This is a genomic window from Streptomyces sp. O3, from assembly GCF_054788135.1.
Genome location: NZ_JBTVYK010000001.1, coordinates 145,815 through 170,126 on the forward strand (window position 1 = coordinate 145,815; position 24,312 = coordinate 170,126).

Annotated in this window: 22 protein-coding genes; 21 read left to right on the top strand and 1 reads right to left on the bottom strand. The window is 71.4% G+C overall.

Annotated elements, in window-relative coordinates; genetic code table 11:
- Window positions 1-138: 138 nt before the first annotated feature.
- From ACX6XY_RS00725 to nusB, 13 genes are all read left to right on the top strand, one after another.
- Window positions 139-573, top strand: a complete 435-nt coding sequence (locus ACX6XY_RS00725) for a DUF948 domain-containing protein (RefSeq protein WP_460325104.1) — start codon at window positions 139-141, stop codon at window positions 571-573.
- Window positions 574-579: 6 nt separating this feature from the next.
- Window positions 580-957: a DUF6167 family protein gene (locus tag ACX6XY_RS00730; RefSeq protein ID WP_460325106.1), complete on the top strand. Its 378-nt coding sequence runs from the start codon at window positions 580-582 to the stop codon at window positions 955-957.
- Complete coding sequence (gene alaS / locus ACX6XY_RS00735; protein ID WP_460325108.1) at window positions 957-3,626, top strand: alanine--tRNA ligase; 2,670 nt, start codon at window positions 957-959, stop codon at window positions 3,624-3,626. Before ACX6XY_RS00730 ends, alaS begins: the two co-directional genes overlap by 1 nt.
- Window positions 3,627-3,630: 4 nt before the next feature.
- Complete coding sequence (ruvX, locus tag ACX6XY_RS00740; RefSeq protein ID WP_460325110.1) at window positions 3,631-4,095, top strand: Holliday junction resolvase RuvX; 465 nt, start codon at window positions 3,631-3,633, stop codon at window positions 4,093-4,095.
- 125 nt (window positions 4,096-4,220) lie between these two features.
- Window positions 4,221-6,017, top strand: coding sequence for an endolytic transglycosylase MltG (gene mltG / locus ACX6XY_RS00745; protein WP_460325112.1), 1,797 nt, complete (start codon window positions 4,221-4,223; stop codon window positions 6,015-6,017).
- Window positions 6,010-6,846 carry a shikimate dehydrogenase gene (locus ACX6XY_RS00750; RefSeq protein ID WP_460325114.1) on the top strand — a complete coding sequence of 279 codons (837 nt, stop codon included), beginning with the start codon at window positions 6,010-6,012 and terminating at the stop codon, window positions 6,844-6,846. Before mltG ends, ACX6XY_RS00750 begins: the two co-directional genes overlap by 8 nt.
- A gap of 181 nt (window positions 6,847-7,027) precedes the next feature.
- Window positions 7,028-8,212, top strand: coding sequence for a chorismate synthase (aroC, locus tag ACX6XY_RS00755; RefSeq protein WP_460325116.1), 1,185 nt, complete (start codon window positions 7,028-7,030; stop codon window positions 8,210-8,212).
- Entirely contained in the window at window positions 8,209-8,724 is a 516-nt protein-coding gene (locus tag ACX6XY_RS00760; RefSeq protein WP_460325118.1) for a shikimate kinase, read from the top strand. Before aroC ends, ACX6XY_RS00760 begins: the two co-directional genes overlap by 4 nt.
- Window positions 8,721-9,815, top strand: coding sequence for a 3-dehydroquinate synthase (gene aroB, locus ACX6XY_RS00765; protein ID WP_460325120.1), 1,095 nt, complete (start codon window positions 8,721-8,723; stop codon window positions 9,813-9,815). Before ACX6XY_RS00760 ends, aroB begins: the two co-directional genes overlap by 4 nt.
- A gap of 175 nt (window positions 9,816-9,990) precedes the next feature.
- Window positions 9,991-10,797 (top strand): AAA family ATPase, encoded by an 807-nt coding sequence (locus ACX6XY_RS00770; protein WP_460325122.1) that lies wholly within the window; start codon window positions 9,991-9,993, stop codon window positions 10,795-10,797.
- 91 nt (window positions 10,798-10,888) lie between these two features.
- Window positions 10,889-11,995 carry an aminopeptidase P family protein gene (locus ACX6XY_RS00775; RefSeq protein ID WP_460325124.1) on the top strand — a complete coding sequence of 369 codons (1,107 nt, stop codon included), beginning with the start codon at window positions 10,889-10,891 and terminating at the stop codon, window positions 11,993-11,995.
- Between the two features lie 58 nt (window positions 11,996-12,053).
- Window positions 12,054-12,620: an elongation factor P gene (gene efp, locus ACX6XY_RS00780; protein ID WP_460325126.1), complete on the top strand. Its 567-nt coding sequence runs from the start codon at window positions 12,054-12,056 to the stop codon at window positions 12,618-12,620.
- A 2-nt stretch (window positions 12,621-12,622) separates the two neighbouring features.
- Window positions 12,623-13,060 (top strand): transcription antitermination factor NusB, encoded by a 438-nt coding sequence (gene nusB, locus ACX6XY_RS00785; protein WP_460325128.1) that lies wholly within the window; start codon window positions 12,623-12,625, stop codon window positions 13,058-13,060.
- 224 nt (window positions 13,061-13,284) lie between these two features.
- On the opposite strand, the gene bldD is transcribed toward nusB, so the two are convergent.
- Complete coding sequence (bldD, locus tag ACX6XY_RS00790; protein WP_156721476.1) at window positions 13,285-13,785, bottom strand: transcriptional regulator BldD; 501 nt, start codon at window positions 13,783-13,785, stop codon at window positions 13,285-13,287.
- A 221-nt stretch (window positions 13,786-14,006) separates the two neighbouring features.
- Here bldD and pyrR point away from each other — a divergent pair, with 221 nt between their 5' ends.
- The 8 genes from pyrR (at window position 14,007) to pyrF (ending at window position 24,123) form a co-directional block, all read left to right on the top strand.
- Window positions 14,007-14,585: a bifunctional pyr operon transcriptional regulator/uracil phosphoribosyltransferase PyrR gene (pyrR, locus tag ACX6XY_RS00795; RefSeq protein ID WP_460325130.1), complete on the top strand. Its 579-nt coding sequence runs from the start codon at window positions 14,007-14,009 to the stop codon at window positions 14,583-14,585.
- Between the two features lie 133 nt (window positions 14,586-14,718).
- Window positions 14,719-15,699 carry an aspartate carbamoyltransferase catalytic subunit gene (locus ACX6XY_RS00800; protein WP_460325132.1) on the top strand — a complete coding sequence of 327 codons (981 nt, stop codon included), beginning with the start codon at window positions 14,719-14,721 and terminating at the stop codon, window positions 15,697-15,699.
- 2 nt (window positions 15,700-15,701) lie between these two features.
- Complete coding sequence (locus tag ACX6XY_RS00805; RefSeq protein WP_460325134.1) at window positions 15,702-16,988, top strand: dihydroorotase; 1,287 nt, start codon at window positions 15,702-15,704, stop codon at window positions 16,986-16,988.
- A gap of 5 nt (window positions 16,989-16,993) precedes the next feature.
- Window positions 16,994-17,605, top strand: coding sequence for a PH-like domain-containing protein (locus ACX6XY_RS00810; protein WP_460325330.1), 612 nt, complete (start codon window positions 16,994-16,996; stop codon window positions 17,603-17,605).
- A complete protein-coding gene (gene carA, locus ACX6XY_RS00815; protein WP_460325136.1) occupies window positions 17,602-18,744 on the top strand; it encodes a glutamine-hydrolyzing carbamoyl-phosphate synthase small subunit in 1,143 nt (380 codons plus the stop codon). Before ACX6XY_RS00810 ends, carA begins: the two co-directional genes overlap by 4 nt.
- The gene (gene carB, locus ACX6XY_RS00820; protein ID WP_460325138.1) at window positions 18,737-22,045 is read left to right on the top strand and encodes a carbamoyl-phosphate synthase large subunit; all 3,309 of its coding nucleotides are present in this window, start codon (window positions 18,737-18,739) and stop codon (window positions 22,043-22,045) included. The genes carA and carB overlap by 8 nt, the downstream gene beginning before the upstream one ends.
- A 63-nt stretch (window positions 22,046-22,108) precedes the next feature.
- Entirely contained in the window at window positions 22,109-23,221 is a 1,113-nt protein-coding gene (locus tag ACX6XY_RS00825; RefSeq protein ID WP_460325140.1) for a quinone-dependent dihydroorotate dehydrogenase, read from the top strand.
- On the top strand, window positions 23,218-24,123 hold the full coding sequence (gene pyrF, locus ACX6XY_RS00830; protein WP_460325142.1) for an orotidine-5'-phosphate decarboxylase: 906 nt from the start codon (window positions 23,218-23,220) through the stop codon (window positions 24,121-24,123). Before ACX6XY_RS00825 ends, pyrF begins: the two co-directional genes overlap by 4 nt.
- Window positions 24,124-24,312 lie beyond the last annotated feature (189 nt).

Sequence of the window (24,312 nt, forward strand, 5' to 3'; positions counted from 1 at the left end):
GCCGTAAGCATTCCGTACAGTCGCACCGGGCGGCCGCGACGCCCGGAGCCATAATGCGGTACGGAGCCCCAGGCCCGGCGCGATAGGGTCGGGGGACGCAATTGTCAGAAGCCCCGAACAAGCAGAGAGCGGTGCGGTGTGACCGGTGGAGAGGTGGCCGGGATTCTCGTAGCCGTCTTCTGGGCGATCCTGGTCTCGTTCCTCGCCGTGGCACTGGTGAGGCTGGCCCAGACGCTCAAGGCGGCCACCAAGCTGGTGGCGGACGTGACCGAACAGGCCGTCCCGCTGCTCGCCGACGCGTCCGCGACCGTCCGCTCGGCACAGACCCAGCTCGACCGGGTGGACGCCATCGCGACGGACGTCCAGGAGGTCACCTCCAACGCCTCGGCGCTGTCCACGACCGTCGCGTCCACCTTCGGCGGACCGCTGGTCAAGGTGGCGGCCTTCGGCTACGGCGTACGCCGCGCCATCAGCCGCGACACCGACCAGGTGCCCGCGAAGCCGTCCAGGCGTACGGTGATCGTGGGCCGGACCGTGCCCTCCGCGCGGCGGGGGAAGCGGAAGAAGGGCTGAGCTGCGATGTTCCGCCGTACGTTCTGGTTCACCGCGGGCGCTGCCGCCGGTGTGTGGGCCACCACCAAGGTCAACCGCAAGCTCAAGGAGCTGACCCCCGAAAGCCTCGCCGCCCAGGCCGCGAACAAGGCGATCGACGCGGGCCACCGGCTCAAGGACTTCGCGCTCGACGTCCGCGACGGCATGGGCCAGCGCGAGGAGGAACTCCACGAGGCCCTGGGCCTGAACAACAGCCCGGACGCCGTCGAACTCCCGCCGCAGCGCCGCTTCGCCGCCCTGGACAAGCCCCTCAAGAACGTGCTCGGCGGCACCGCCGAGCGACGCACCGACCACCACACGACCCACCACACGACGTACCCGTACAACCGGAATGAGGACCACTGATGGAGTCGGCTGAAATCCGCCGCCGCTGGCTGAGCTTCTTCGAGGAGCGCGGGCACACCGTCGTCCCCTCGGCGTCGCTCATCGCGGACGACCCGACTCTGCTCCTGGTCAACGCGGGCATGGTGCCCTTCAAGCCGTACTTCCTCGGCGAGACCAAGCCGCCCGCCCCACGCGCCACCAGCGTCCAGAAGTGCGTCCGCACCCCGGACATCGAAGAGGTCGGCAAGACCACCCGGCACGGCACCTTCTTCCAGATGTGCGGCAACTTCTCCTTCGGCGACTACTTCAAGGAAGGCGCCATCGCCTACGCCTGGGAGCTGCTCACCTCGCCCCAGGACAAGGGCGGCTACGGCCTCGACCCCGAGCGCCTGTGGATCACCGTCTACCTGGACGACGACGAGGCCGAGCGGATCTGGCGCGAGAAGATCGGCGTGCCGGCCGAGCGCATCCAGCGCCTGGGCAAGAAGGACAACTTCTGGTCCATGGGCGTGCCGGGCCCCTGCGGCCCCTGCTCCGAGATCAACTACGACCGCGGCCCCGAGTTCGGCCCCGAGGGCGGCCCCGCCGTCAACGACGAGCGGTACGTGGAGATCTGGAACCTGGTCTTCATGCAGTACGAGCGCGGCCAGGGCACCGGCAAGGAGGACTTCGAGATCCTCGGCGACCTGCCGTCGAAGAACATCGACACCGGCCTCGGCCTCGAACGCCTCGCCATGATCCTGCAGGACGTACAGAACATGTACGAGACCGACACCCTCCAGGTCATCATGGACAAGGCCACCGAGCTGACCGGCGTCCGCTACGGCGCGGCCCAGGGCACCGACGTCTCGATGCGCGTGGTCGCCGACCACATGCGCACCTCTGTGATGCTCATCGGCGACGGCGTCACCCCCGGCAACGAGGGCCGCGGCTATGTGCTGCGCCGCATCATGCGCCGCGCTGTCCGCAACATGCGCCTGCTCGGCGCCACCGGCCCGGTCGTCAAGGACCTCATCGACGTCGTGATCGACAAGATGGGCCAGCAGTACCCCGAGCTGATCACCGAGCGCGGCCGCATCGAGGCCGTCGCCCTCGCCGAAGAGGCCGCCTTCCTCAAGGCGCTCAAGGGCGGCACCAACATCCTGGACACCGCCGTCACCGAGACCAAGGCCGCCGGCGGCACCGTACTCGGCGGCGACAAGGCGTTCCTGCTCCACGACACCTGGGGCTTCCCGATCGACCTCACCCTCGAAATGGCCGCCGAACAGGGCCTCACGGTGGACGAGGACGGCTTCCGCCGCCTGATGAAGGAGCAGCGGGACCGCGCCAAGGCCGACGCCCAGGCCAAGAAGACCGGCCACGCCGACATGTCCGGCTACCGCGAGATCGCCGACAGCGCCGGTGCCACCGACTTCATCGGCTACGCCAGCACCGAGGGCGAGTCCACGGTCGTCGGCATCCTCGTGAACGGAGCCCCGTCCCCGGCCGCCACCGAGGGCGACGAGGTCGAGATCGTCCTCGACCGCACCCCGTTCTACGCCGAAGGCGGCGGCCAGATCGGCGACACCGGCCGGATCAGGCTGGACTCCGGCGCCGTCGTCGAGGTCCGCGACTGCCAGAAGCCGGTCCCCGGCGTGTACGTCCACAAGGGCGTCGTCCAGGTCGGCGAGGTCACCGTCGGCGCGCACGGCCACGCCGCCATCGACCAGGTACGCCGCCGCGCCATCGCCCGCGCCCACAGCGCGACCCACCTCACCCACCAGGCGCTGCGCGACGCGCTGGGCCCGACCGCCGCCCAGGCCGGTTCGGAGAACCAGCCCGGCCGCTTCCGCTTCGACTTCGGCTCGCCCAACGCGGTGCCCGGCACGGTCATGACCGACGTCGAGCAGAAGATCAACGAGGTGCTGGCGCGGGAACTCGACGTCCAGGCCGAGGTCATGTCGATCGACGAGGCCAAGAAGCAGGGCGCCATCGCCGAGTTCGGCGAGAAGTACGGCGAGCGGGTCCGCGTCGTCACCATCGGCGACTTCTCCAAGGAGCTGTGCGGCGGCACCCACGTCCACAACACCGCCCAGCTGGGCCTGGTGAAGCTGCTCGGCGAGTCGTCCATCGGCTCCGGCGTGCGCCGTATCGAGGCCCTGGTCGGCGTGGACGCGTACCACTTCCTGGCCAAGGAGCACACGGTCGTCGCCCAGCTCCAGGAGCTGGTCAAGGGCCGCCCGGAGGAGCTGCCCGAGAAGGTCTCCGGGATGCTCGCCAAGCTCAAGGACGCCGAGAAGGAGATCGAGAAGTTCCGCGCGGAGAAGGTCCTGCAGGCCGCCGCCGGTCTCGCCTCCGGCGCCAAGGACGTGCACGGCGTCGCCCTGGCCACCGGCCAGGTTCCGGACGGCACCGGCGCCGACGACCTGCGCAAGCTGGTCCTCGACGTGCGCGGCCGCATTCCGGGCGACCGCCCGGCCGTGGTGGCCCTGTTCACCACGGCGAACGGCCGCCCGCTCACCGTCATCGCCACCAACGAAGCCGCACGCGAGCGCGGCCTCAAGGCCGGTGACCTGGTGCGCACGGCCGCCAAGACGCTCGGCGGCGGCGGCGGCGGCAAGCCGGACGTCGCCCAGGGCGGCGGCCAGAACCCCGACGCCATCGACGACGCCGTGGCCGCCGTCGAGCGCCTCGTCGCCGAGACGGCCTGACGCGGTGCGCCGCGGACGCCGGCTGGCGATCGACGTCGGGGACGCCCGGATCGGGGTCGCCTCGTGCGACCCCGACGGGGTCCTCGCCACACCGGTGGAGACCGTGCCGGGACGTGACGTCCCGGCCGCCCACCGGCGGCTGAAGCAGATCGCCGACGAGTACGAACCCCTGGAGATCGTGGTCGGCCTGCCCCGCTCGCTCAGCGGCGGCGAGGGCCCGGCCGCGGCCAAGGTCCGGGCCTTCGCCCAGGAGCTGGCCCGTGGCGTCGCCCCCGTCCCCGTACGCCTGGTGGACGAGCGGATGACCACGGTGACGGCGAGTCAGGGGCTGCGCGCCTCGGGCGTGAAGTCCAAGAAGGGCCGTTCGGTCATCGACCAGGCCGCCGCGGTGATCATCCTGCAGAACGCACTGGAGTCCGAACGGGTGTCAGGTAATCCTCCCGGCGAGGGCGTCGAAGTGGTCATCTGATCGCGATACGGTAACGTTCCGCGCGATGCGGTGGTGTTCGAACGACTGCCGCACAGCAGAAGAGGCGGAGGGGACGCCCGGCACCCGTGCCAGGCGGCCGCCGCCTCGCGGCTCGTAGGGGACCGATGACTGAGTATGGCCAAGGCCACGGCTTTGAACCGTGGCATCCCGAGGACCCGTTGCACGGGGACCAGGGATGGGCAGGACAGGAGACCGCCGCCAGTCACGGTCCGTACGGCGGCCAGCCGCAGCACTACCCGCAGCAGCAGTCGCAGCAGCCTCAGCAGGCCCCGTACGACGGCCAGCAGGGATACGGCGGTTACCAGGAGTACGGCGGCCAGCAGGCCCCGTACCCGTACGGCGGGCAGCCCGCGTACGACGGCGGTCCGGGCTACCACGACGGCGCACAGGCGTACGGCGGCCAGCAGGACCAGGGCGGATATCCGGGGTACGACTATCCCGGAGCCTGGGACACCGGCCAGGGTCCGGAGTACGGGACGAACCCCGACCCGTACGCGGACCAGCAGCCCGGCTACGGTGGCCAGCAGCAGCCCGACTACTACGGCACCCAGGACGCCTACCCGCCCCCCCGGCCCCCGGACCAGCGCCGCGAGGCGCCCCCGCGGCACTCCGAGTGGGATCCGGGGCCCGATCAGGGCGAGCACGCGTTCTTCGCGGGCGACCGGGACGACCGGGGCGACGACGCGAACGACGATACGTACGACGACGGATCCGAGGGATACGGCGGATACGACGACACCGACGACCCCGGCGCCGCCGATGACGCCCCGCAGGACGCGCGGCGCGGCCGCGGCGACCGCCGGGGCAAGGGCAGAAAACGCCGCAGCGGCCTGGCCTGCCTGGTGGTGGCCGCGGTCCTGCTGGGCGGGTTCGGCGGTGTCGTCTACTTCGGCATGCAGTTCTACGAGGACCGGTTCGGCCCGGCCGAGGACTACGCGGGCGACGGAAGCGCCGAGCAGGTCACCGTCACCATCCCCAAGGGCGCGGGCGGCAACCAGATCGGCAGCCTCCTCAAGAAGGAAGGCGTCGTCAAGAGCGTCGACGCGTTCGTCGCGGCACAGGGCAAGAACCCCAAGGGCCTGTCCATCCAGGCGGGCGTCTACACGCTCAACAAGCAGATGTCGGGCAAGAGCGCGGTAGAACTCATGCTCGACCCCAAGAGCCGCGCCAACCTCATCATCCAGGAGGGCCGCCGCAACGTCTGGGTCTACGAGCAGATCGACAAGCGGCTGGAGCAGCCAAAGGGCACCACGGCGAAGTACGCCGAGGAGAACTGGATGAGGCTCGGCCTTCCCGACTGGGCCGCGAAGCCCGCGAGCGAGGTGAAGGACCCGCTCGAAGGTTTCCTCTACCCCTCCAGCTACCCGGTCGCCAAGGGCATGAAGACCGAGGACGTCCTGAAGCAGATGGTCGCCAGGGCCAGCGCCGAGTACGACAAGTACGGCCTCGCGGCCAAGGTGAAGGAACTGAAGCTGAAGGACCCGCTCCAGGTCGTCACGGTCGCCAGCCTCGCCCAGGCCGAGGGCAGGAGCCATGACGACTTCACCAAGATGGCCGCGGTCGTCTACAACCGGCTCAAGCCGACCAACACGGTCACCAACCAGAAACTCGAGTTCGACTCCGCGTACAACTACCTGAAGAACGCGAGCGAGACCGACATCCCGATCGCGGAGATCCGCAACGACAGCGACCCGTACAACACGTACTACCACCGGGGTCTGCCGCCGGGACCGATCGGCAATCCGGGTGCGGACGCGCTGAAGGCGGCGGTCAGTCCGGACAGCGGCGGGTGGATGTTCTTCATCTCCCTCGACGACAAGTCCACCCAGTTCACCAAGACGCTCGCCGAGCACGAGAAGCTCGTGAACCAGCGCAACAGCCAAAGGAGCAAGGGTGACTGAGCCGACGACCGCGCGGCGGGCCGCCGTACTCGGCTCGCCCATCGCCCACTCGCTGTCCCCGGTCCTGCACCGCGCCGCGTACGCGGAACTGGGCCTGCGGGACTGGTCGTACGACAGCTTCGAGGTGGACGAGGCGGCGCTGCCCGGCTTCGTCGGCGGCCTCGGGCCCGAGTGGGCGGGGCTCTCGCTGACCATGCCGCTCAAGCGCGCGGTGATCCCGCTGCTCGACGAGATCAGCGAGACGGCCGCGTCGGTCGAGGCCGTGAACACGGTCGTCCGCACCGCCGACGGCCGGCGTGTCGGCGACAACACCGACATCCCCGGCATGGTCGCCGCCCTGCGCGAACGGGGCGTCGAGCAGGTCGAGTCCGCCGCGATCCTGGGCGCGGGCGCCACCGCGTCGTCGGCGCTGGCCGCGCTGTCGCGGATCTGCGCGGGCGAGATCGTCGCCTACGTACGCAGCGAGGCGCGCGCCGCCGAGATGCGGCAGTGGGGCGAGCGGCTGGACGTGGAGGTGCGCACCGCGGACTGGTCCGACGCGGCCAAGGCGCTCAGCGCGCCGCTCGTCGTCGCGACCACGCCCGCGGGGACGACGGACGGCCTCGCCACCGCCGTGCCGGAGCGTCCGGGAACCCTGTTCGACGTGCTCTACGACCCGTGGCCCACCGAGCTCGCCGCGCGCTGGTCGATGTTCGGCGGCGCGGTGGTCAGCGGCCTCGACCTGCTCGTCCACCAGGCCGTACTCCAGGTCGAGCAGATGACAGGACACCGCCCCGCGCCGCTGGAGGCCATGCGCAAGGCGGGGGAACGAGCGCTCGCGTCCCGCTGACCGTGGCACATCCCGAGCGGGCCGGAAGGCCGACGGGACCGGCCGGACCGGGGCGGTGCGTCCCGCTTGCTGGACCTCTGCCGGGATCGGCCGCCGGGCGTGGGAGGATCTAGGCAGGCGGGCCAGGGCCGCGCACCCGGCCCTGCCGTCGCAGTGGCAGGCGCGAGCATGAGGAGCACCGTTGAGCAGGTTGCGTTGGCTGACCGCGGGGGAGTCCCACGGGCCCGCACTCGTGGCGACGCTGGAGGGACTGCCCGCCGGCGTGCCGATCACCACGGACATGGTGGCGGACGCGCTGGCCAGGCGGCGTCTGGGCTACGGCCGCGGTGCGCGGATGAAGTTCGAGCGGGACGAGGTCACCTTCATCGGCGGGGTCCGGCACGGACTGTCCATGGGGTCGCCGGTGGCGGTCATGGTGGGCAACACCGAGTGGCCCAAGTGGGAACGGGTCATGGCGGCCGACCCGGTGGACCCGGCCGAGCTGGCCGAGCTGGCGCGCAACGCGCCGCTGACCCGGCCGCGCCCCGGCCACGCGGACCTGGCGGGCATGCAGAAGTACGGCTTCGACGAGGCCCGGCCCGTCCTGGAGCGGGCGAGCGCCCGTGAGACGGCCGCGCGCGTCGCGCTCGGCGTGGTGGCGCGTTCGTACCTCAAGGAGACGGCCGGGATCGAGATCGTCTCGCACGTCGTCGAGCTCGCCGCGGCCAAGGCCCCCTACGGCGTGTACCCGACCCCCGCCGACGTCGAGAAGCTGGACGCCGACCCGGTGCGCTGCCTGGACGCGGACGCCTCCAAGGCGATGGTCGCCGAGATCGACCAGGCTCACAAGGACGGCGACACGCTCGGCGGCGTCGTCGAGGTGCTGGCGTACGGCGTGCCGGTGGGCCTCGGCTCGCATGTGCACTGGGACCGCAGGCTGGACGCCCGGCTGGCCGCCGCCCTGATGGGCATCCAGGCGATCAAGGGCGTCGAGGTCGGGGACGGCTTCGACCTGGCGAGGGTGCCCGGCTCCAAGGCGCACGACGAGATCGTGGCCACGGATGAGGGCGTGAAGCGTACGTCCGGCCGCTCCGGCGGCACCGAGGGCGGCCTGACCACCGGCGAACTGCTGCGCGTACGGGCCGCGATGAAGCCGATCGCGACCGTGCCGAAGGCGCTCGCCACCATCGACGTGACCACGGGCGAGGCGGCCAAGGCGCACCACCAGCGCTCGGACGTGTGCGCGGTGCCCGCGGCCGGGATCGTGGCCGAGGCGATGGTCGCGCTGGTGCTCGCGGACGCGGTCGCGGAGAAGTTCGGCGGCGACAGCGTCGCCGAGACCCGCCGCAACGTCGAGTCCTACCTCGACCACCTGCAGATCCGATGAGCGGGCCGGTTCTCGTCCTGGTCGGCCCGATGGGGGTCGGCAAGTCGACGGTGGGCGCCCTGCTCGCCGAGCGGCTGCACACCTCCTTCCGGGACAGCGACGCCGATATCGTCGCCGCCCAGGGGCGGGAGATCTCGGACATCTTCGTCGAGGAGGGCGAGCCGCACTTCCGCGAGCTGGAGCGGACGGCGGTACGCACGGCGCTCGCCGAACACGACGGCGTCCTGGCGCTCGGCGGCGGCGCGGTGCTGGACGCGTCCACGCGTGCCCTGCTGGCCGAGCACCGGGTCGTCTATCTGACGATGGGCGTGGACGAGGCGGTCAAGCGGACCGGCCTGAACGTCGCCCGCCCGCTGCTCGCCGTCAACCCGCGCAAGCAGTGGCGCGAGCTGATGGAGGCCCGCCGCGAGCTGTACACCGAGGTCGCCCGCGCCGTCGTCAGCACCGACGACCGCACCCCCGAACAGGTCGCCCGAGCGGTCCTGGACGCACTGGAGTTGAAGGAAGCATGACGGAGCAGTCACCCACCCGCATCCACGTCGGCGCCTCGGCGGGCACCGACGCGTACGACGTACTGGTGGGACGGCAGCTGCTGGGCGAGCTCGGCCGGCTGATCGGCGGCCAGGCCAAGCGCGTGGCGGTGATCCACCCGGAGGCGCTGGCGGAGACCGGCGAGGCGCTGCGCGCCGACCTGGCCGACCAGGGCTACGAGGCGGTCGCCATCCAGGTGCCGAACGCCGAGGAGGCCAAGACCGCCGAGGTCGCCGCGTACTGCTGGAAGGCGCTCGGCCAGTCCGGGTTCACCCGGACCGACGTCGTGGTCGGCGTCGGCGGCGGCGCCACCACGGACCTGGCCGGGTTCGTGGCGGCGACCTGGCTGCGCGGAGTGCGCTGGATCGCCGTACCGACCACCGTGCTCGCCATGGTGGACGCCGCGGTCGGCGGCAAGACCGGCATCAACACCGCCGAGGGCAAGAACCTCGTCGGCGCCTTCCACCCGCCCGCCGGGGTGCTGTGCGACCTGGCCGCGCTGGACTCGCTGCCGGTCAACGACTACGTCTCGGGACTCGCCGAGATCATCAAGGCGGGCTTCATCGCCGACCCGGTGATCCTCGACCTGATCGAGGCGGACCCGGACGCGGCGCGCACCCCCGCGGGACCGCACACCGCGGAACTGATCGAACGCTCCATCCGGGTCAAGGCCGAGGTGGTCTCCAGCGATCTCAAGGAGTCCGGGCTGCGGGAGATCCTCAACTACGGGCACACCCTGGCCCACGCCATCGAGAAGAACGAGCGCTACAAGTGGCGGCACGGCGCGGCGGTCTCGGTCGGCATGGCCTTCGCCGCCGAACTGGCCCGCCTCGCCGGGCGCCTCGACGACGCCACCGCGGACCGGCACCGCAGCGTCCTGGAGTCCGTCGGGCTGCCGCTGACGTACCGCTACGACCAGTGGCCGAAGCTGCTGCAGACCATGAAGGTCGACAAGAAGTCCCGCGGCGACCTGCTGCGCTTCATCGTCCTCGACGGACTCGGCAAGCCGACCGTGCTCGAAGGACCCGACCCGGCGGTGCTGCTGGCCGCCTACGGCGAGGTCTCCGGCTGACCGGGGGTGGCCTGTCCGGTATGCGCGGGCACTAGTTCCGTCCCCCGGCCGTTCACACAACGGCGGCCGGGGACGGTACCGTTCGCCGGGGATCTGGCCGCCGCCCACCGCGCGGCCGGGACCGTTGCCGGTACGAGCCTTGTACGACGCCCTGCACGAGACGGAGTGGCACCGGATGCAGCACGCAGCAGTGGGGGGCTCGCTGCCGCCCCAGCAGCCCATCGGAAGCGCCCCGCCGCCCCCGCCGAGCCTGCCCGCGCCGAGTGCGCCCCAGGCCGCGGCGGGGCCCGTGCCGCCGCCGCACCCCGGTCCCTCGCAGACGCCGCCGCGGGCCCCGGACGCCACCGGGCACGTCCGGCTTCCGCCCGGCGGGCCCGTCACGGCGCCCAGCCCGCCGCCGGGCGCCGCCGCCCCGGACACCGGGGCGACCACCCTCGCGGTGCTGCTCATCGGCCCCGCGGGCGCGGGCAAGACCTCCGTGGCCAAGTACTGGGCGGACCACCGCCGGGTGCCCACCGCCCACATCAGCCTCGACGACGTACGCGAATGGGTGCGCGCGGGCTTCGCCGACCCGCAGTCCGGGTGGAACGACCACTCCGAGGCCCAGTACCGCCTGGCCCGCCGCACCTGTGGCTTCGCCGCCCGTAACTTCCTGGCCAACGGCATATCCTGCGTCCTGGACGACGCCGTCTTCCCGGACCGCCCGGCCGTCGGCCTCGGCGGCTGGAAGCGCCACGTGGGTCCGGGGCTGCTGCCCGTCGTCCTGCTGCCGGGACTGGAGATCGTGCTCGAACGCAACGCCCAGCGCAGCGGAAACCGCCGCCTGTCCGACGAGGAAGTGGCCAGCATCCACGGCCGGATGGCGGGCTGGTACGGCTCGGGACTGCCGATCATCGACAATTCCGGCTATGACGTGCCCGCCACCGCCCGAGTCCTGGACGAGGTACTCGCCCGCGCCGTCGCCAGCCCGCCCCAGTGGTAGCGGCCCGCGGGTGACCCGGACGGATGGGCGTACGCGCCCGGTCGGACGCGCTGAACCGGCCGCCGGGGGCCGCCGCTCGTAGGCTCGACGCATGTCCGAGGTGCACGTGGCCCGCCGTGAGCGGCTCAGGGAGCAGTACACGGCCGGCGGCAGCGCGGCCGCGGTGATCTCCCGGCCCGCCAATGTCCGTTACCTCACGGGTACGGCGCCGCCGTCCGCCGTCGTGCTGCTCGCTCCCGGCGGCGACCTCCTGGTGTGTGAGCGGCCGCTGTCCGGAGAGTCCGCCGAGGGACGCCCCGACGAAGCGCTGCGGCTTCATGTCCTGCCCGGTCCGGGCGGCGACCCGGCCGTCGCGGCCGCCGACCTCGCCGGCGCGCGGGGCGTCGAGTCGCTGGCGGTCGAGGAGCACCATCTGACGGTCGCCCGCCACCGGGCGCTGGGTTCCGTCGCACCCCGGACCCGCCTGGAGAACCTGGGCCGCGCCGTCGAGCAGCTGCGGCTGGTCAAGGACGACGAGGAGATCTCCTGTCTGCGGATCGCCGCCGAGATCGCCGACCAGGCACTCGGCGAACTCCTTGAGTCGATCCTCGTCGGCCGCACCGAGCGGCACCTCGCGCTGGAACTGGAGCGGCGTCTGGTCGACCACGGCGCCGACGGCCCGGCCTTCCCCACCTCGGTCGCCGCCGGGCCGCACGCGGGCCGCCGCGGCCACCGGCCCACCGACCGGCGGGTCGAGGAGGGGGACTTCCTCTCCGTGTGCCTCGGCGCCGTCTACCGCGGCTACCGCGGCGAGGTCGGCCGTACGTTCGTCATCGGGACGACGCCGGCCGACTGGCAGATCGAGCTCTACGACCTGGTGTTCGCCGCTCAACGGGCGGGCCGTGAGGCGCTGGCGCCGGGCGTCGCCTGCCGCGACGTGGACCGCGCGGCCCGTCAGGTACTCGACTCCGCGGGCTGTCCGGAGGGCATCGGGGAGACCACCGGGCACGGTGTGGGACTCGAAATCGACGAGGACCCGCAGTTGGCCCCTTCGGCCATGGGTAAACTGGACGCTTGTGTGCCGGTCACCGTCGAACCGGGGGTCCACCTTCCGGGCCGGGGCGGTGTCCGGATCGATGACACGCTCGTCGTGCGCCCCGAGGCGGACGGCGGACCCGAGCTACTCACCATTACGACCAAGGAGCTGCTCGCGCTCTAGCCCCGCTGAGGCGCGCACCCTCGGTCCCACCAGCTTCAGTCCAGGAGATTCCGCAACCGTGGCTTCCACGAACGACCTCAAGAACGGCATGGTGCTCAAGCTCGACGGCGGCCAGCTGTGGTCCGTCGTCGAGTTCCAGCACGTCAAGCCCGGCAAGGGCCCGGCTTTCGTGCGCACCAAGCTCAAGAACGTGCTCTCCGGCAAGGTGGTCGACAAGACCTTCAACGCCGGCGTCAAGGTCGAGACGGCCACTGTCGACAAGCGCGACATGCAGTTCTCGTACATGGACGGCGACTACTTCGTCTTCATGGACATGGAGACGTACGACCAGCTGCACGTCGACCGCAAGGCCGTCGGCGACGCCGCCAACTACCTGATCGAAGGCTTCACCGCCACGGTCGCGCAGCATGAGGGCGAGGTGCTCTACGTCGAGATGCCCGCCGCGGTCGAGCTCGTCATCAAGGAGACCGAGCCGGGCGTCCAGGGCGACCGCTCCACCGGCGGCACCAAGCCCGCCACGCTGGAGACCGACTTCGAGATCCAGGTCCCGCTCTTCATCACCACCGGTGAGAAGATCAAGGTCGACACCCGCACCGGCGACTACCTCGGCCGGGTGAACAGCTAACCGTGGCTGCTCGTAACACGGCCCGTAAGCGCGCCTTCCAGATCCTCTTCGAAGCCGACCAGCGCGGTACCGACGTCGTGACGGTGCTGGCCGACTGGATGCGGCACGCGCGGACCGACACCCGGCAGCCGCCGGTCAGCGAGTACACCATGCAGCTGGTCGAGGGCTACGCGGGCCGCGCGGCCCGGATCGACGAGCTGATCTCACAGTACGCCGTGGGGTGGACGCTCGACCGGATGCCGGTGGTGGACCGGAACATCCTGCGGCTCGGCGCCTTCGAGCTGATCTGGGTGGACGAGACGCCGGACGCGGTGGCGATGGACGAGGCGGTGCAGTTGGCCAAGGAGTTCTCCACGGATGACTCACCGGCCTTTGTGAACGGCCTGCTCGGCCGCTTCAAGGACCTCAAGCCGACCCTGCGACGGGACGGACAGGCCTGAAGACCCTGAGACCTTCCCCGGCCGCCTGAGAGCCGTCCCCGGTCACCGGAAACAGACCACGGGCCCGTCACACGCACGCGGCGTGTGACGGGCCCGTGGTCATGTGCGCCGCGGGTCACGGCCCGCGGTCGCGTGCGACCGAAACCGCCCGTGTCGGGAGCCTCTCGGCTCCCGACACGGGCGGTACGTTTCTGCTGGTGTGCGCGGGCCGTCCGGCCCAGCCGTCAGAGCTCGTCGTGGCCCACGGCCCGGCGCGCGTCCGCGTCCAGGACGCCCCAGCTGATCAGCTGCTCGGTGAGCACCGACGGCGACTGGTCATAGATCACGGCGAGGGTGCGCAGGTCGTCCTGGCGGATCGACAGCACCTTGCCGTTGTAGTCGCCGCGCTGGGACTGGATGGTGGCGGCGTAACGCTGGAGCGGCCCGGCCTTCTCCGGCGGGACGTGCGCGAGGCGCTCCAGGTCGAGTACGAGCTTCGGCGGCGGCTCGGCGGCCCCGCCCGGCGTCGTGCCCGGCAGCAGCTCCTGCACTGGGACGCCATAGAAGTCGGCCAGCTCGGCGAGCCGCTGCACGGTGACGGCACGGTCGCCGCGCTCGTACGAACCGACCACGACCGCCTTCCAGCGTCCCTGGGACTTCTCCTCGACACCGTGGAGGGAAAGGCCCTGCTGGGTGCGGATGGCCCGGAGCTTGGCCCCGAGCTGTTTGGCGTATTCGCTGGACATATGGCTCCCCGGACGCTGGAACAATTCGCGGCTGCGCCGCGTGGCTGGTAACTCACTGTGAGGTTACGCAGCGTTACTTGGATGCGTCAAGCTGAATGGTCTGTACCGCCCCTTACGAGGGGGGTGATCTGCGGTGTTGCCGTCTCCTGATACGCTGTGTGGCGCAATCCAGACGTCCTTTAAGGTCCGTCCCGTGAGGCGGAGAAGGAGGTCCGTTTCCAATGGACACGAAAAACCCCGATGTCGCACGCCCAGTTCTCGAGGGCCCCGACATCGCACGGGCGCTGACCCGCATCGCCCACGAAATCGTCGAACGCGCCAAGGGCGCCGACGACGTGGTGCTGCTCGGCATTCCGACCCGCGGCGTCTTCCTCGCCCAACGGCTCGCCGCCAAGCTCGCGGAGATCACCGGCCGCGCCGCCGTTCCGGTCGGCTCGCTCGACATCACGATGTACCGCGACGACCTGCGCATGCACCCGCCGCGCGCGCTGGCCCGCACCGAGATCCCCGCCGAAGGCATCGACGGCAAGCTCGTCGTCCTCGTCGACGACGTGCTCTTCTCCGGCCGCACCATCCGCGCCGCGCTCGACGCCCTGAACGACATCGGGCGGCCGCGCGCCGTGCAGCTCGCGGTCCTGGTCGACCGCGGCCACCGCGAACTCCCCATCCGCGCCGACTACGTCGGCAAGAACCTCCCCACGTCGCTGCGGGAGACGGTCAAGGTCCAGCTCGCCGAGGAGGACGGTCGCGACACCGTGCTGCTCGGCGACCGGCGGACCGCTCCGGCTGGCGAACAGTAGCGCTCAGGCGCACGCCCCCGGCGGGACCATGCCCCCCTCGGGGCCCGCGTGCCCTCGGGGCGTACACCGCCCGCCCAGCGCCGCTGCGCGCCCGCATGCCCGAAACCTCCAGATTCCCCATGGAGTCATCCCGATGATGCGTCACCTCATCTCGGCCGCCGACCTCACCCGCGACGACGCCGTCCTGATCCTCGACACCGCCGAGGAGATGGCCCGAGTCGCCGACCGGCCGATCAAGAAACTCCCGACCCTGCGGGGCCGTACCGTCGTCAACCTCTTCTTCGAGGACTCGACCCGCACCCGGATCTCCTTCGAGGCGGCCGAGAAGCGGCTGTCCGCCGATGTCATCAACTTCACCGCCAAGGGCTCCAGCGTCTCCAAGGGCGAGTCCCTGAAGGACACCGCCCAGACCCTGGAGGCGATGGGCGTGGACGCCGTCGTCATCCGGCACGGGGCGTCCGGCGCCCCGTACACCCTGGCGAACTCCGGCTGGATCGACGCCGCCGTGATCAACGCCGGGGACGGCACCCACCAGCACCCCACCCAGGCCCTGCTCGACGCCTTCACCATGCGCCGCCGCCTGGTCGGCCGGGACGCGGGCCTCGGCCAGGACCTGTCCGGGCGCCGCATCACCGTCGTCGGCGACGTCCTGCACAGCCGGGTCGCCCGCTCCAACGTCGACCTGCTGCACACACTCGGCGCCGAGGTCACCCTCGTCGCCCCGCCCACCCTCGTGCCGGTCGGCGTGGACACCTGGCCGTGCGAGGTCAGCTACGACCTGGACCGGGTGCTGGCCAAGTCCGACGCGGTGATGATGCTGCGCGTGCAGCGCGAGCGCATGAACGCCGCCTACTTCCCGACCGAGCGCGAGTACGCGCGCCGGTACGGGCTCGACGGCGAGCGCATGGCGAGAATGCCCGAGCACGCCCTCGTGATGCACCCCGGCCCGATGGTCCGCGGCATGGAGATCACCGCGGAGGTCGCCGACTCCGACCGCTGCACCGCCGTCGAGCAGGTCGCCAACGGCGTCTCGATCCGGATGGCGGTCCTGTATCTGCTTCTGGGCGGCAACGAGCCCGCCGTCACCCACGCGCGTACCGAGGAGAGCAAGTAACCATGAGCAAGATCCTGATCCGTGGTGCGAAGGTCCTGGGCGGCGCACCGCAGGACGTCCTGATCGACGGCGAGACCATCGCGGCCGTAGGCGAGGGGCTGAGCGCGGACGGCGCGCAAGTGACGGAGGCGGACGGGCAGATCCTGCTGCCGGGCCTGGTCGACCTGCACACCCACCTGCGCGAGCCCGGCCGCGAGGACTCCGAGACCGTCCTCACCGGCACCAAGGCCGCCGCCAAGGGCGGCTGGACCGCCGTACACGCCATGGCCAACACCTTCCCGGTCGCCGACACCGCCGGCGTCGTCGAGCAGGTCTGGCGGCTCGGCCGCGAGTCCGGCTACTGCGACGTACAGCCCGTCGGCGCCGTCACCGTCGGCCTGGAGGGCAAGCAGCTCGCCGAGCTGGGCGCCATGCACGAGTCGGCCGCCGGCGTGGTGGTCTTCTCCGACGACGGCAAGTGCGTCGACGACGCCGTGATCATGCGCCGCGCCCTGGAGTATGTGAAGGCCTTCGACGGCGTGGTCGCCCAGCACGCGCAGGAGCCCCGGCTCACCGAGGGCGCCCAGATGAACGAGGGCGTGGTCTCCGCCGAACTGGGCCTGGGCGGCTGGCCCGCCGTCGCCGAGGAGTCGGTCATCGCGCGCGATGTGCTGCTCGCCGAGCACGTCGGCTCCCGCGTGCACATCTGCCACCTCTCGACCGCGGGCTCGGTCGAGATCGTGCGCTGGGCCAAGGCCAAGGGCATCGACGTCACCGCCGAGGTCACCCCGCACCACCTGCTGCTCACCGACGAGCTGGTCCGCTCGTACAACCCGGTGTACAAGGTGAACCCGCCGCTGCGCACCCAGGCGGACGTCATGGCGCTGCGCGAGGCGCTCGCCGACGGCACCATCGACATCGTCGCCACCGACCACGCCCCGCACCCGCGCGAGGACAAGGACTGCGAGTGGGCCGCCGCCGCCATGGGCATGGTCGGCCTGGAGACCGCGCTCTCCGTCGTGCAGCACACCATGGTCGACACCGGGCTGCTCGACTGGGCGGGCGTAGCCGAGCGGATGTCCGTCAACCCGGCGCGGATCGGCCGCCTGGACGGCCACGGACGCCCCGTCTCGGCAGGTGAGCCCGCCAACCTCACGCTGGTCGATCCGGCCTACCGTGGTGCCGTGGACCCCGCGGGCTTCGCCTCCCGCAGCCGTAACACCCCCTACGAGGGCCGCGAGCTGCCGGGGCGCGTCACCCACACCTTCCTGCGGGGCCGCGCGACGGTCGTGGACGGGAAGCTGGCGTGACACTTCTGAGCAACATCCCACTGAGCAACGCCCCACTGGGCGACAACCCGCTGCTCGCCCTCGCGGCGGAGCAGAAGTCGGCGGAGGTGACCGACTGGGCCGCGCGGATCGGCTGGCTGGTCGGCCTCGCGCTGTTCGTCGCACTCGTCTACTGGCTGATGCGCCAGGGCTGGAAGTGGCGCGGCACCCTCCAGGGCGACCTTCCGGAGCTCCCCACCGCGCCGACCGAGCCCGGCCCGGCGAGACTGAGCATGAGCGGCCGATACCACGGCTCGACCACGGCCGGGCAGTGGCTCGACCGGATCGTGGCCCACGGGCTCGGCGCCCGCAGCCGCGCCGAGCTGACGCTCACCGACGCCGGTCTGACCGTCGTACGCCCCGGCGCCGGGGACTTCTTCGTCCCGGCGGCGGAGCTGCGCGAGGCCCGGCTCGACAAGGGCATCGCGGGCAAGGTGCTCGCCGAGGGCGGCCTGCTCGTCGTCACCTGGGCGCACGGCGGCAAGCTGCTCGACTCCGGCTTCCGCTCCGACCACGCCGCCGAGCACACGGCCTGGGTCGAGGCCATCAACTCCATGAACCAGAACCACCCGAACACGACGGAAGGCGCCGCACGATGACGACCTCCACCAGGGGAACCGCCAGGGTTCCCGCCGTACTCGTCCTGGAGGACGGCCGGATGTTCCGCGGCCGCGCCTACGGGGCCGTGGGGCACACCTTCGGTGAGGCCGTCTTCTCCACCGGCATGACCGGCTACCAGGAGACCCTCACCGACCCCTCGTACCACCGCCAGGTCGTCGTGATGACCGCCCCGCACATCGGCAACACCGGCGTCAACGACGAGGACCCCGAGTCCTCGCGCATCTGGGTCTCCGGGTACGTCGTCCGCGACCCCGCGCGCGTGACGTCCAACTGGCGCTCCCAGCGCTCGCTGGACGAGGAGCTGGTCCACCAGGGCGTCGTCGGCATCAGCGGCGTCGACACCCGCGCGCTCACCCGCCACCTGCGCGAGCGCGGCGCCATGCGCGTCGGGATCTTCTCCGGCAACGCCCTGCCGGACGCGGGCACCATGCTCGCCGAGGTCCGCCAGGCCGCCGAGATGAAGGGCGCCGACCTCTCCGCCGAGGTCGCCACCAAGGAGCCGTACGTCGTCCCCGCCATCGGCGCCAAGAAGTTCACCGTCGCCGCCGTCGACCTCGGCATCAAGGGCATGACCCCGCACCGCATGGCCGAGCGCGGCATCGAGGTGCACGTCCTGCCCGCCACCGCGACCCTCGACGACGTGTACGCGGTCAACCCGGACGGCGTGTTCTTCTCCAACGGCCCCGGCGACCCCGCCACCGCCGACCACCCGGTCTCCGTCATGCGCGGCGTCCTGGAGCGCAAGACGCCGCTGTTCGGCATCTGCTTCGGCAACCAGATCCTGGGCCGCGCGCTCGGCTTCGGCACCTTCAAGCTGAAGTACGGCCACCGCGGCATCAACCAGCCCGTCCAGGACCGTACGACGGGCAAGGTCGAGGTGACCGCCCACAACCACGGCTTCGCCGTCGACGCGCCCCTCGACAAGATCTCCGAGACCCCCTACGGCCGCGCCGAGGTCTCCCACGTCTGCCTCAACGACGACGTCGTAGAGGGCCTGCGGCTGCTCGACCAGCCCGCCTTCAGCGTCCAGTACCACCCCGAGGCGGCCGCGGGCCCGCACGACGCCGCCTACCTGTTCGACCGCTTCACTCAGCTCATGGAGGCCCAGCGTGCCTAAGCGCACCGATATCCAGTCCGTCCTGGTCATCGGCTCGGGCCCGATCGTCATCGGCCAGGCCGCGGAGTTCGACTACTCCGGCACCCAGGCCTGCCGCGTTCTCAAGGCCGAGGGCCTGCGCGTCATCCTGGTCAACTCCAACCCGGCGACGATCATGACCGACCCGGAGATCGCCGACGCCACCTACGTCGAGCCGATCACCCCCGAGTTCGTCGAGAAGATCATCGCCAAGGAGCGCCCGGACGCGCTGCTGCCGACCCTCGGCGGCCAGACCGCGCTGAACACCGCGATCTCGCTGCACGAGTCCGGGACCCTGGAGAAGTACGACGTCGAGCTCATCGGCGCCAACGTCGAGGCGATCAACAAGGGCGAGGACCGCGACCTGTTCAAGGAGGTCGTCGAGGCCGTCAACGCCAAGATCGGCCACGGCGAGTCCGCCCGCTCGGTGATCTGCCACACCATGGACGAGGTCATCGCGGGCGTGGACACGCTCGGCGGCTACCCCGTCGTCGTCCGCCCGTCCTTCACCATGGGCGGCGCCGGGTCAGGCTTCGCCCACGACGAGGACGAGCTGCGCCGGATCGCCGGACAGGGCCTCACCCTCTCGCCGACCACCGAGGTGCTCCTGGAGGAGTCCATCCTCGGCTGGAAGGAGTACGAGCTGGAGCTGATGCGCGACAAGAACGACAACGTCGTGGTCGTCTGCTCCATCGAGAACTTCGACCCGATGGGCGTGCACACCGGCGACTCGATCACCGTCGCCCCGGCGATGACGCTCACCGACCGCGAGTACCAGCGGCTGCGCGACGTCGGCATCGCGATCATCCGCGAGGTCGGCGTGGACACCGGCGGCTGCAACATCCAGTTCGCCGTCGACCCCGAGGACGGCCGGGTCATCGTCATCGAGATGAACCCGCGCGTGTCCCGGTCCTCCGCGCTGGCGTCCAAGGCCACCGGCTTCCCGATCGCGAAGATCGCCGCCAAGCTGGCCGTCGGCTACACGCTCGACGAGATCCCGAACGACATCACCGAGAAGACCCCGGCATCGTTCGAGCCGACCCTCGACTACGTGGTCGTCAAGGCCCCGCGCTTCGCCTTCGAGAAGTTCCCGTCCGCGGACGCCACGCTGACCACCACCATGAAGTCGGTGGGTGAGGCGATGGCCATCGGCCGGAACTTCACCGAGGCGCTCCAGAAGGCCCTGCGCTCGCTGGAGAAGAAGGGCTCGCAGTTCTCGTTCACCGGCGAGACCGGCGACAAGGCCGAGCTGCTGCGCGAGGCGGTCCGGCCCACCGACGGCCGGATCAACCTCGTCATGCGGGCCATCCGCGCGGGCGCGACCCCGGACGAGGTCTTCGACGCGACCAAGATCGACCCCTGGTTCGTGGACCAGCTCTTCCTGATCAAGGAGGTCGCGGACGAACTCGCCGCGGTCGAGCGCCTCGACGCCGACCTGCTCGCCGAGGCCAAGCGGCACGGCTTCTCGGACCACCAGATCGCCGAGATCCGCGGCCTGCGCGAGGACGTGGTGCGCGAGGTCCGCCAGGCGCTCGGGGTCCGCCCGGTCTACAAGACGGTCGACACCTGCGCCGCCGAGTTCGCCGCGAAGACGCCGTACTTCTACTCCTCCTACGACGAGGAGACCGAGGTCGCCCCACGCGAGAAGCCCGCGGTGATCATCCTGGGCTCCGGGCCGAACCGCATCGGCCAGGGCATCGAGTTCGACTACTCCTGCGTGCACGCCTCCTTCGCGCTCAGCGAGGCCGGGTACGAGACCGTGATGGTCAACTGCAACCCGGAGACCGTCTCCACGGACTACGACACGTCGGACCGGCTGTACTTCGAGCCGCTCACCCTCGAGGACGTCCTGGAGATCGTGCACGCCGAGCAGCAGGCGGGCCCGCTCGCGGGCGTCGTCGTCCAGCTCGGCGGCCAGACCCCGCTGGGCCTGTCGCAGGCGCTCAAGGACAACGGCGTGCCCGTGGTGGGCACCCCGCCGGAGGCGATCCACGCCGCCGAGGACCGCGGCGCCTTCGGCCGGGTGCTCGCCGAGGCCGGGCTGCCCGCGCCCAAGCACGGCACCGCGACTGCTTTCGACGAGGCCAAGGCCATCGCCGATGAGATCGGCTACCCCGTCCTGGTCCGCCCGTCGTACGTGCTCGGCGGCCGCGGCATGGAGATCGTGTACGACGAGGCGCGCCTCTCCTCGTACATCGCGGAGTCCACCGAGATCAGCCCCGCACGGCCGGTGCTCGTGGACCGCTTCCTGGACGACGCCATCGAGATCGACGTGGACGCCCTGTACGACGGCGAGGAGCTCTACCTCGGCGGCGTCATGGAGCACATCGAGGAGGCCGGCATCCACTCCGGCGACTCGGCCTGCGCGCTGCCCCCGATCACCCTCGGCGGCTTCGACGTCAAGCGGCTGCGCGCCTCCACCGAGGGCATCGCCAAGGGCGTCGGCGTGCGCGGACTGATCAACATCCAGTTCGCGATGGCCGGGGACATCCTGTACGTCCTCGAAGCCAACCCGCGCGCCTCCCGCACCGTCCCCTTCACCTCCAAGGCGACCGCGGTGCCGCTGGCCAAGGCCGCCGCCCGGATCTCGCTGGGCGCGACCATCGCCGAACTGCGCGCCGAAGGCCTGCTCCCGGCGACCGGCGACGGCGGCACCCTGCCGATGGACGCGCCGATCTCCGTCAAGGAAGCCGTGATGCCCTGGTCGCGCTTCCGCGACATCCACGGGCGCGGCGTGGACACCATCCTCGGCCCGGAGATGCGCTCCACCGGCGAGGTCATGGGCATCGACTCGGTCTTCGGCACCGCGTACGCCAAGTCACAGGCCGGTGCGTACGGGCCGCTGCCCACCGGCGGCCGGGCCTTCATCTCCGTCGCCAACCGCGACAAGCGCTCGATGATCTTCCCGGCGCGCGAGCTGGTCGCGCACGGCTTCGAGCTGCTCGCCACCTCCGGCACCGCCGAAGTGCTCAAGCGCAACGGCATCAACGCGCGCGTGGTGCGCAAGCAGTCCGAGGGCGAGGGCCCCGACGGCGAGAAGACCATCGTCCAGCTCATCCACGGGGGCGAGGTCGACCTCATCGTGAACACCCCGTACGGCACCGGCGGCCGCCTCGACGGCTACGACATCCGCACCGCGGCCGTGGCACGCGGCGTGCCGTGCCTGACCACGGTCCAGGCGCTCGCCGCCGCCGTCCAGGGCATCGACGCGCTGACCCACGGCGACGTGGGCGTCCGCTCGCTCCAGGAACACGCGCGGCACCTGATCGCGGCCCGCGACTAGCAGCCCACGAGGGGGACACCGAACCGGTGTCCCCCTCCTTGTGAGGAAAGCCGAAAAGCACTGATGTACACACTCCTCTTCCGGCTGGTCTTCCAGCGGATGGACCCCGAGCGCGCCCACCATCTGGCCTTCCGCTGGATCCGGCTCGCCGCCCGCGTCCCCGTCCTGCGCACCTTCGCCGCGGCCGTGCTCGCGCCCCGCGTCAAGGAGCTGCGCACCGAGGCCCTGGGCCTGCGGATGCACGGGCCGATCGGGCTCGCGGCCGGATTCGACAAGAACGCCGTCGCGGTCGACGGCATGGCGATGCTGGGCTTCGACCACGTCGAGATCGGCACCGTCACGGGCGAACCGCAGCCCGGCAACCCCAAGAAGCGGCTGTTCCGCCTCGTACCGGACCGTGCGCTGATCAACCGCATGGGCTTCAACAACGAGGGCTCGGCCGCCGTCGCAGAGCGGCTGGCCGCCCGTACGCCCGTGTTCCGGACCACCGTGGGCGTCAACATCGGCAAGACCAAGGTCGTCCCCGAGGAGGAGGCGGCCGGCGACTACGTGAAGTCCACCGAGCGGCTGGCCCGGCACGCCGACTACCTCGTGGTGAACGTGTCCTCGCCGAACACGCCCGGACTGCGCGACCTCCAGGCCGTCGAGCACCTGCGCCCGCTGCTCACCGCCGTCCGCGAGGCGGCCGACCGCAGCGTGCCCGAGCGCCGGGTGCCGCTGCTCGTCAAGATCGCCCCCGATCTGGCCGACGCGGACATCGACGCCGTCGCCGACCTGGCCGTCGAACTCGGCCTGGACGGCATCATCGCCACCAACACCACCATCGCGCGCGACGGGCTCGGGCTGCGGTCGGACGCCGCGCTGGTCGCGGAGACCGGCGGGCTGTCCGGCGCACCGGTCAAGGAACGCTCCCTGGAGGTGCTGCGCCGCCTCTACGCGCGCGTGGGGGACGATCTCACCCTGGTGGGCGTCGGGGGCGTCGAGACCGCAGAGGACGCCTGGCAGCGCATCCTCGCGGGCGCCACCCTGGTCCAGGGCTACAGCGCCTTCGTCTACGAGGGCCCGTTCTGGATGCGCGCGCTGCACCGCGGCCTCGCGGCCCGGCTGCGCGACAGCCCGTACGCCACCCTCGCCGACGCGGTCGGCGCCGACGTCAGAAAGCAGGCATCAGCATGACCCCGGAACCCTTCGGCGCGCGGCTGCGCCGGGCCATGGACGAGCGCGGGCCGCTGTGCGTCGGCATCGACCCGCATGCCGCGCTGCTCGAGTCCTGGGGGCTGAACGACGACATCCAGGGCCTGGAGCGCTTCTCGCGCACGGTCGTGGAGGCGCTGGCCGACCGGGTCGCCGTGCTCAAGCCGCAGTCGGCGTTCTTCGAGCGCTTCGGGTCGCGCGGGATCGCCGTACTGGAGAAGTCCGTGGCGGAGGCGCGGGACGCCGGCGCGCTGGTCGTGATGGACGCCAAGCGCGGCGACATCGGGTCCACGATGGCCGCGTACGCGGAGACCTTCCTGCGCGAGGGCGCGCCGCTGTTCTCGGACGCGCTGACGGTGTCGCCGTACCTCGGGTACGGGTCGCTGAAGCCCGCGGTGGATCTGGCGCGGGAGAGCGGGACGGGGCTGTTCGTCCTGGCGCTCACCTCCAACCCCGAGGGCGGCGAGGTGCAGCACGCGCTGCGGGCGGACGGACGGGACGTCGGGGCGACGATGCTGGCCCGGCTGGCCGCCGAGAACGCGGCGGACGCGGTGGACGCTGCGGACGCGGCGGGCGTGAAGGGCGGCGCGGGCGGTCAGCACGCGGACGGCGCGCCCCTGGGCTCCTTCGGGGCCGTGGTCGGCGCGACGCTCGGCGACCTGTCGCGGTACGACCTGGACATCGACGGGCCGCTGCTGGCACCGGGGATCGGCGCGCAAGGCGCCGCACCAGCCGATCTGCCAGGGGTGTTCGGGGCGGCCGTGCGCAACGTCGTGCCGAACGTCAGCCGGGGCGTGCTCCGGCACGGACCGGACGCCGCCGCGCTGCGCGAGTCGGCGGCGCGGTTCGCTGACGAGGTACGGGCGGCCGTCGGGGCGAGCTGAGCGCCAGCTGAGCACCGGCTGGGCACCAGCTGGGCGCCAGCTGGGTAAAATCCAGGTCGATTTGCCGGAAATGTATAGTTCAACAGAGGCTGACCAGGACTTTTCCGCTGTTCTCGCTGACGAGAGCGGCCATGGCCGCTAGTCTCCGACGGGAGTGCACGAGCTGGCGTTTTGCTCGTTGCTCCCCAG

Excerpts from the sequence above, each read along its gene's own strand:
- ACX6XY_RS00730 (WP_460325106.1), top strand. The coding sequence starts at position 580 with ATGTTCCGCCGTACGTTCTGGTTCACCGCGGGCGCTGCCGCCGGTGTG.
- alaS (WP_460325108.1), top strand. The coding sequence starts at position 957 with ATGGAGTCGGCTGAAATCCGCCGCCGCTGGCTGAGCTTCTTCGAGGAG.
- mltG (WP_460325112.1), top strand. The coding sequence starts at position 4,221 with ATGACTGAGTATGGCCAAGGCCACGGCTTTGAACCGTGGCATCCCGAG.
- ACX6XY_RS00760 (WP_460325118.1), top strand. The coding sequence starts at position 8,209 with ATGAGCGGGCCGGTTCTCGTCCTGGTCGGCCCGATGGGGGTCGGCAAG.
- aroB (WP_460325120.1), top strand. The coding sequence starts at position 8,721 with ATGACGGAGCAGTCACCCACCCGCATCCACGTCGGCGCCTCGGCGGGC.
- ACX6XY_RS00770 (WP_460325122.1), top strand. The coding sequence starts at position 9,991 with ATGCAGCACGCAGCAGTGGGGGGCTCGCTGCCGCCCCAGCAGCCCATC.
- ACX6XY_RS00775 (WP_460325124.1), top strand. The coding sequence starts at position 10,889 with ATGTCCGAGGTGCACGTGGCCCGCCGTGAGCGGCTCAGGGAGCAGTAC.
- bldD (WP_156721476.1), bottom strand. The coding sequence starts at position 13,785 with ATGTCCAGCGAATACGCCAAACAGCTCGGGGCCAAGCTCCGGGCCATC.
- pyrR (WP_460325130.1), top strand. The coding sequence starts at position 14,007 with ATGGACACGAAAAACCCCGATGTCGCACGCCCAGTTCTCGAGGGCCCC.
- ACX6XY_RS00800 (WP_460325132.1), top strand. The coding sequence starts at position 14,719 with ATGATGCGTCACCTCATCTCGGCCGCCGACCTCACCCGCGACGACGCC.
- ACX6XY_RS00805 (WP_460325134.1), top strand. The coding sequence starts at position 15,702 with ATGAGCAAGATCCTGATCCGTGGTGCGAAGGTCCTGGGCGGCGCACCG.
- carA (WP_460325136.1), top strand. The coding sequence starts at position 17,602 with ATGACGACCTCCACCAGGGGAACCGCCAGGGTTCCCGCCGTACTCGTC.
- ACX6XY_RS00825 (WP_460325140.1), top strand. The coding sequence starts at position 22,109 with ATGTACACACTCCTCTTCCGGCTGGTCTTCCAGCGGATGGACCCCGAG.
- pyrF (WP_460325142.1), top strand. The coding sequence starts at position 23,218 with ATGACCCCGGAACCCTTCGGCGCGCGGCTGCGCCGGGCCATGGACGAG.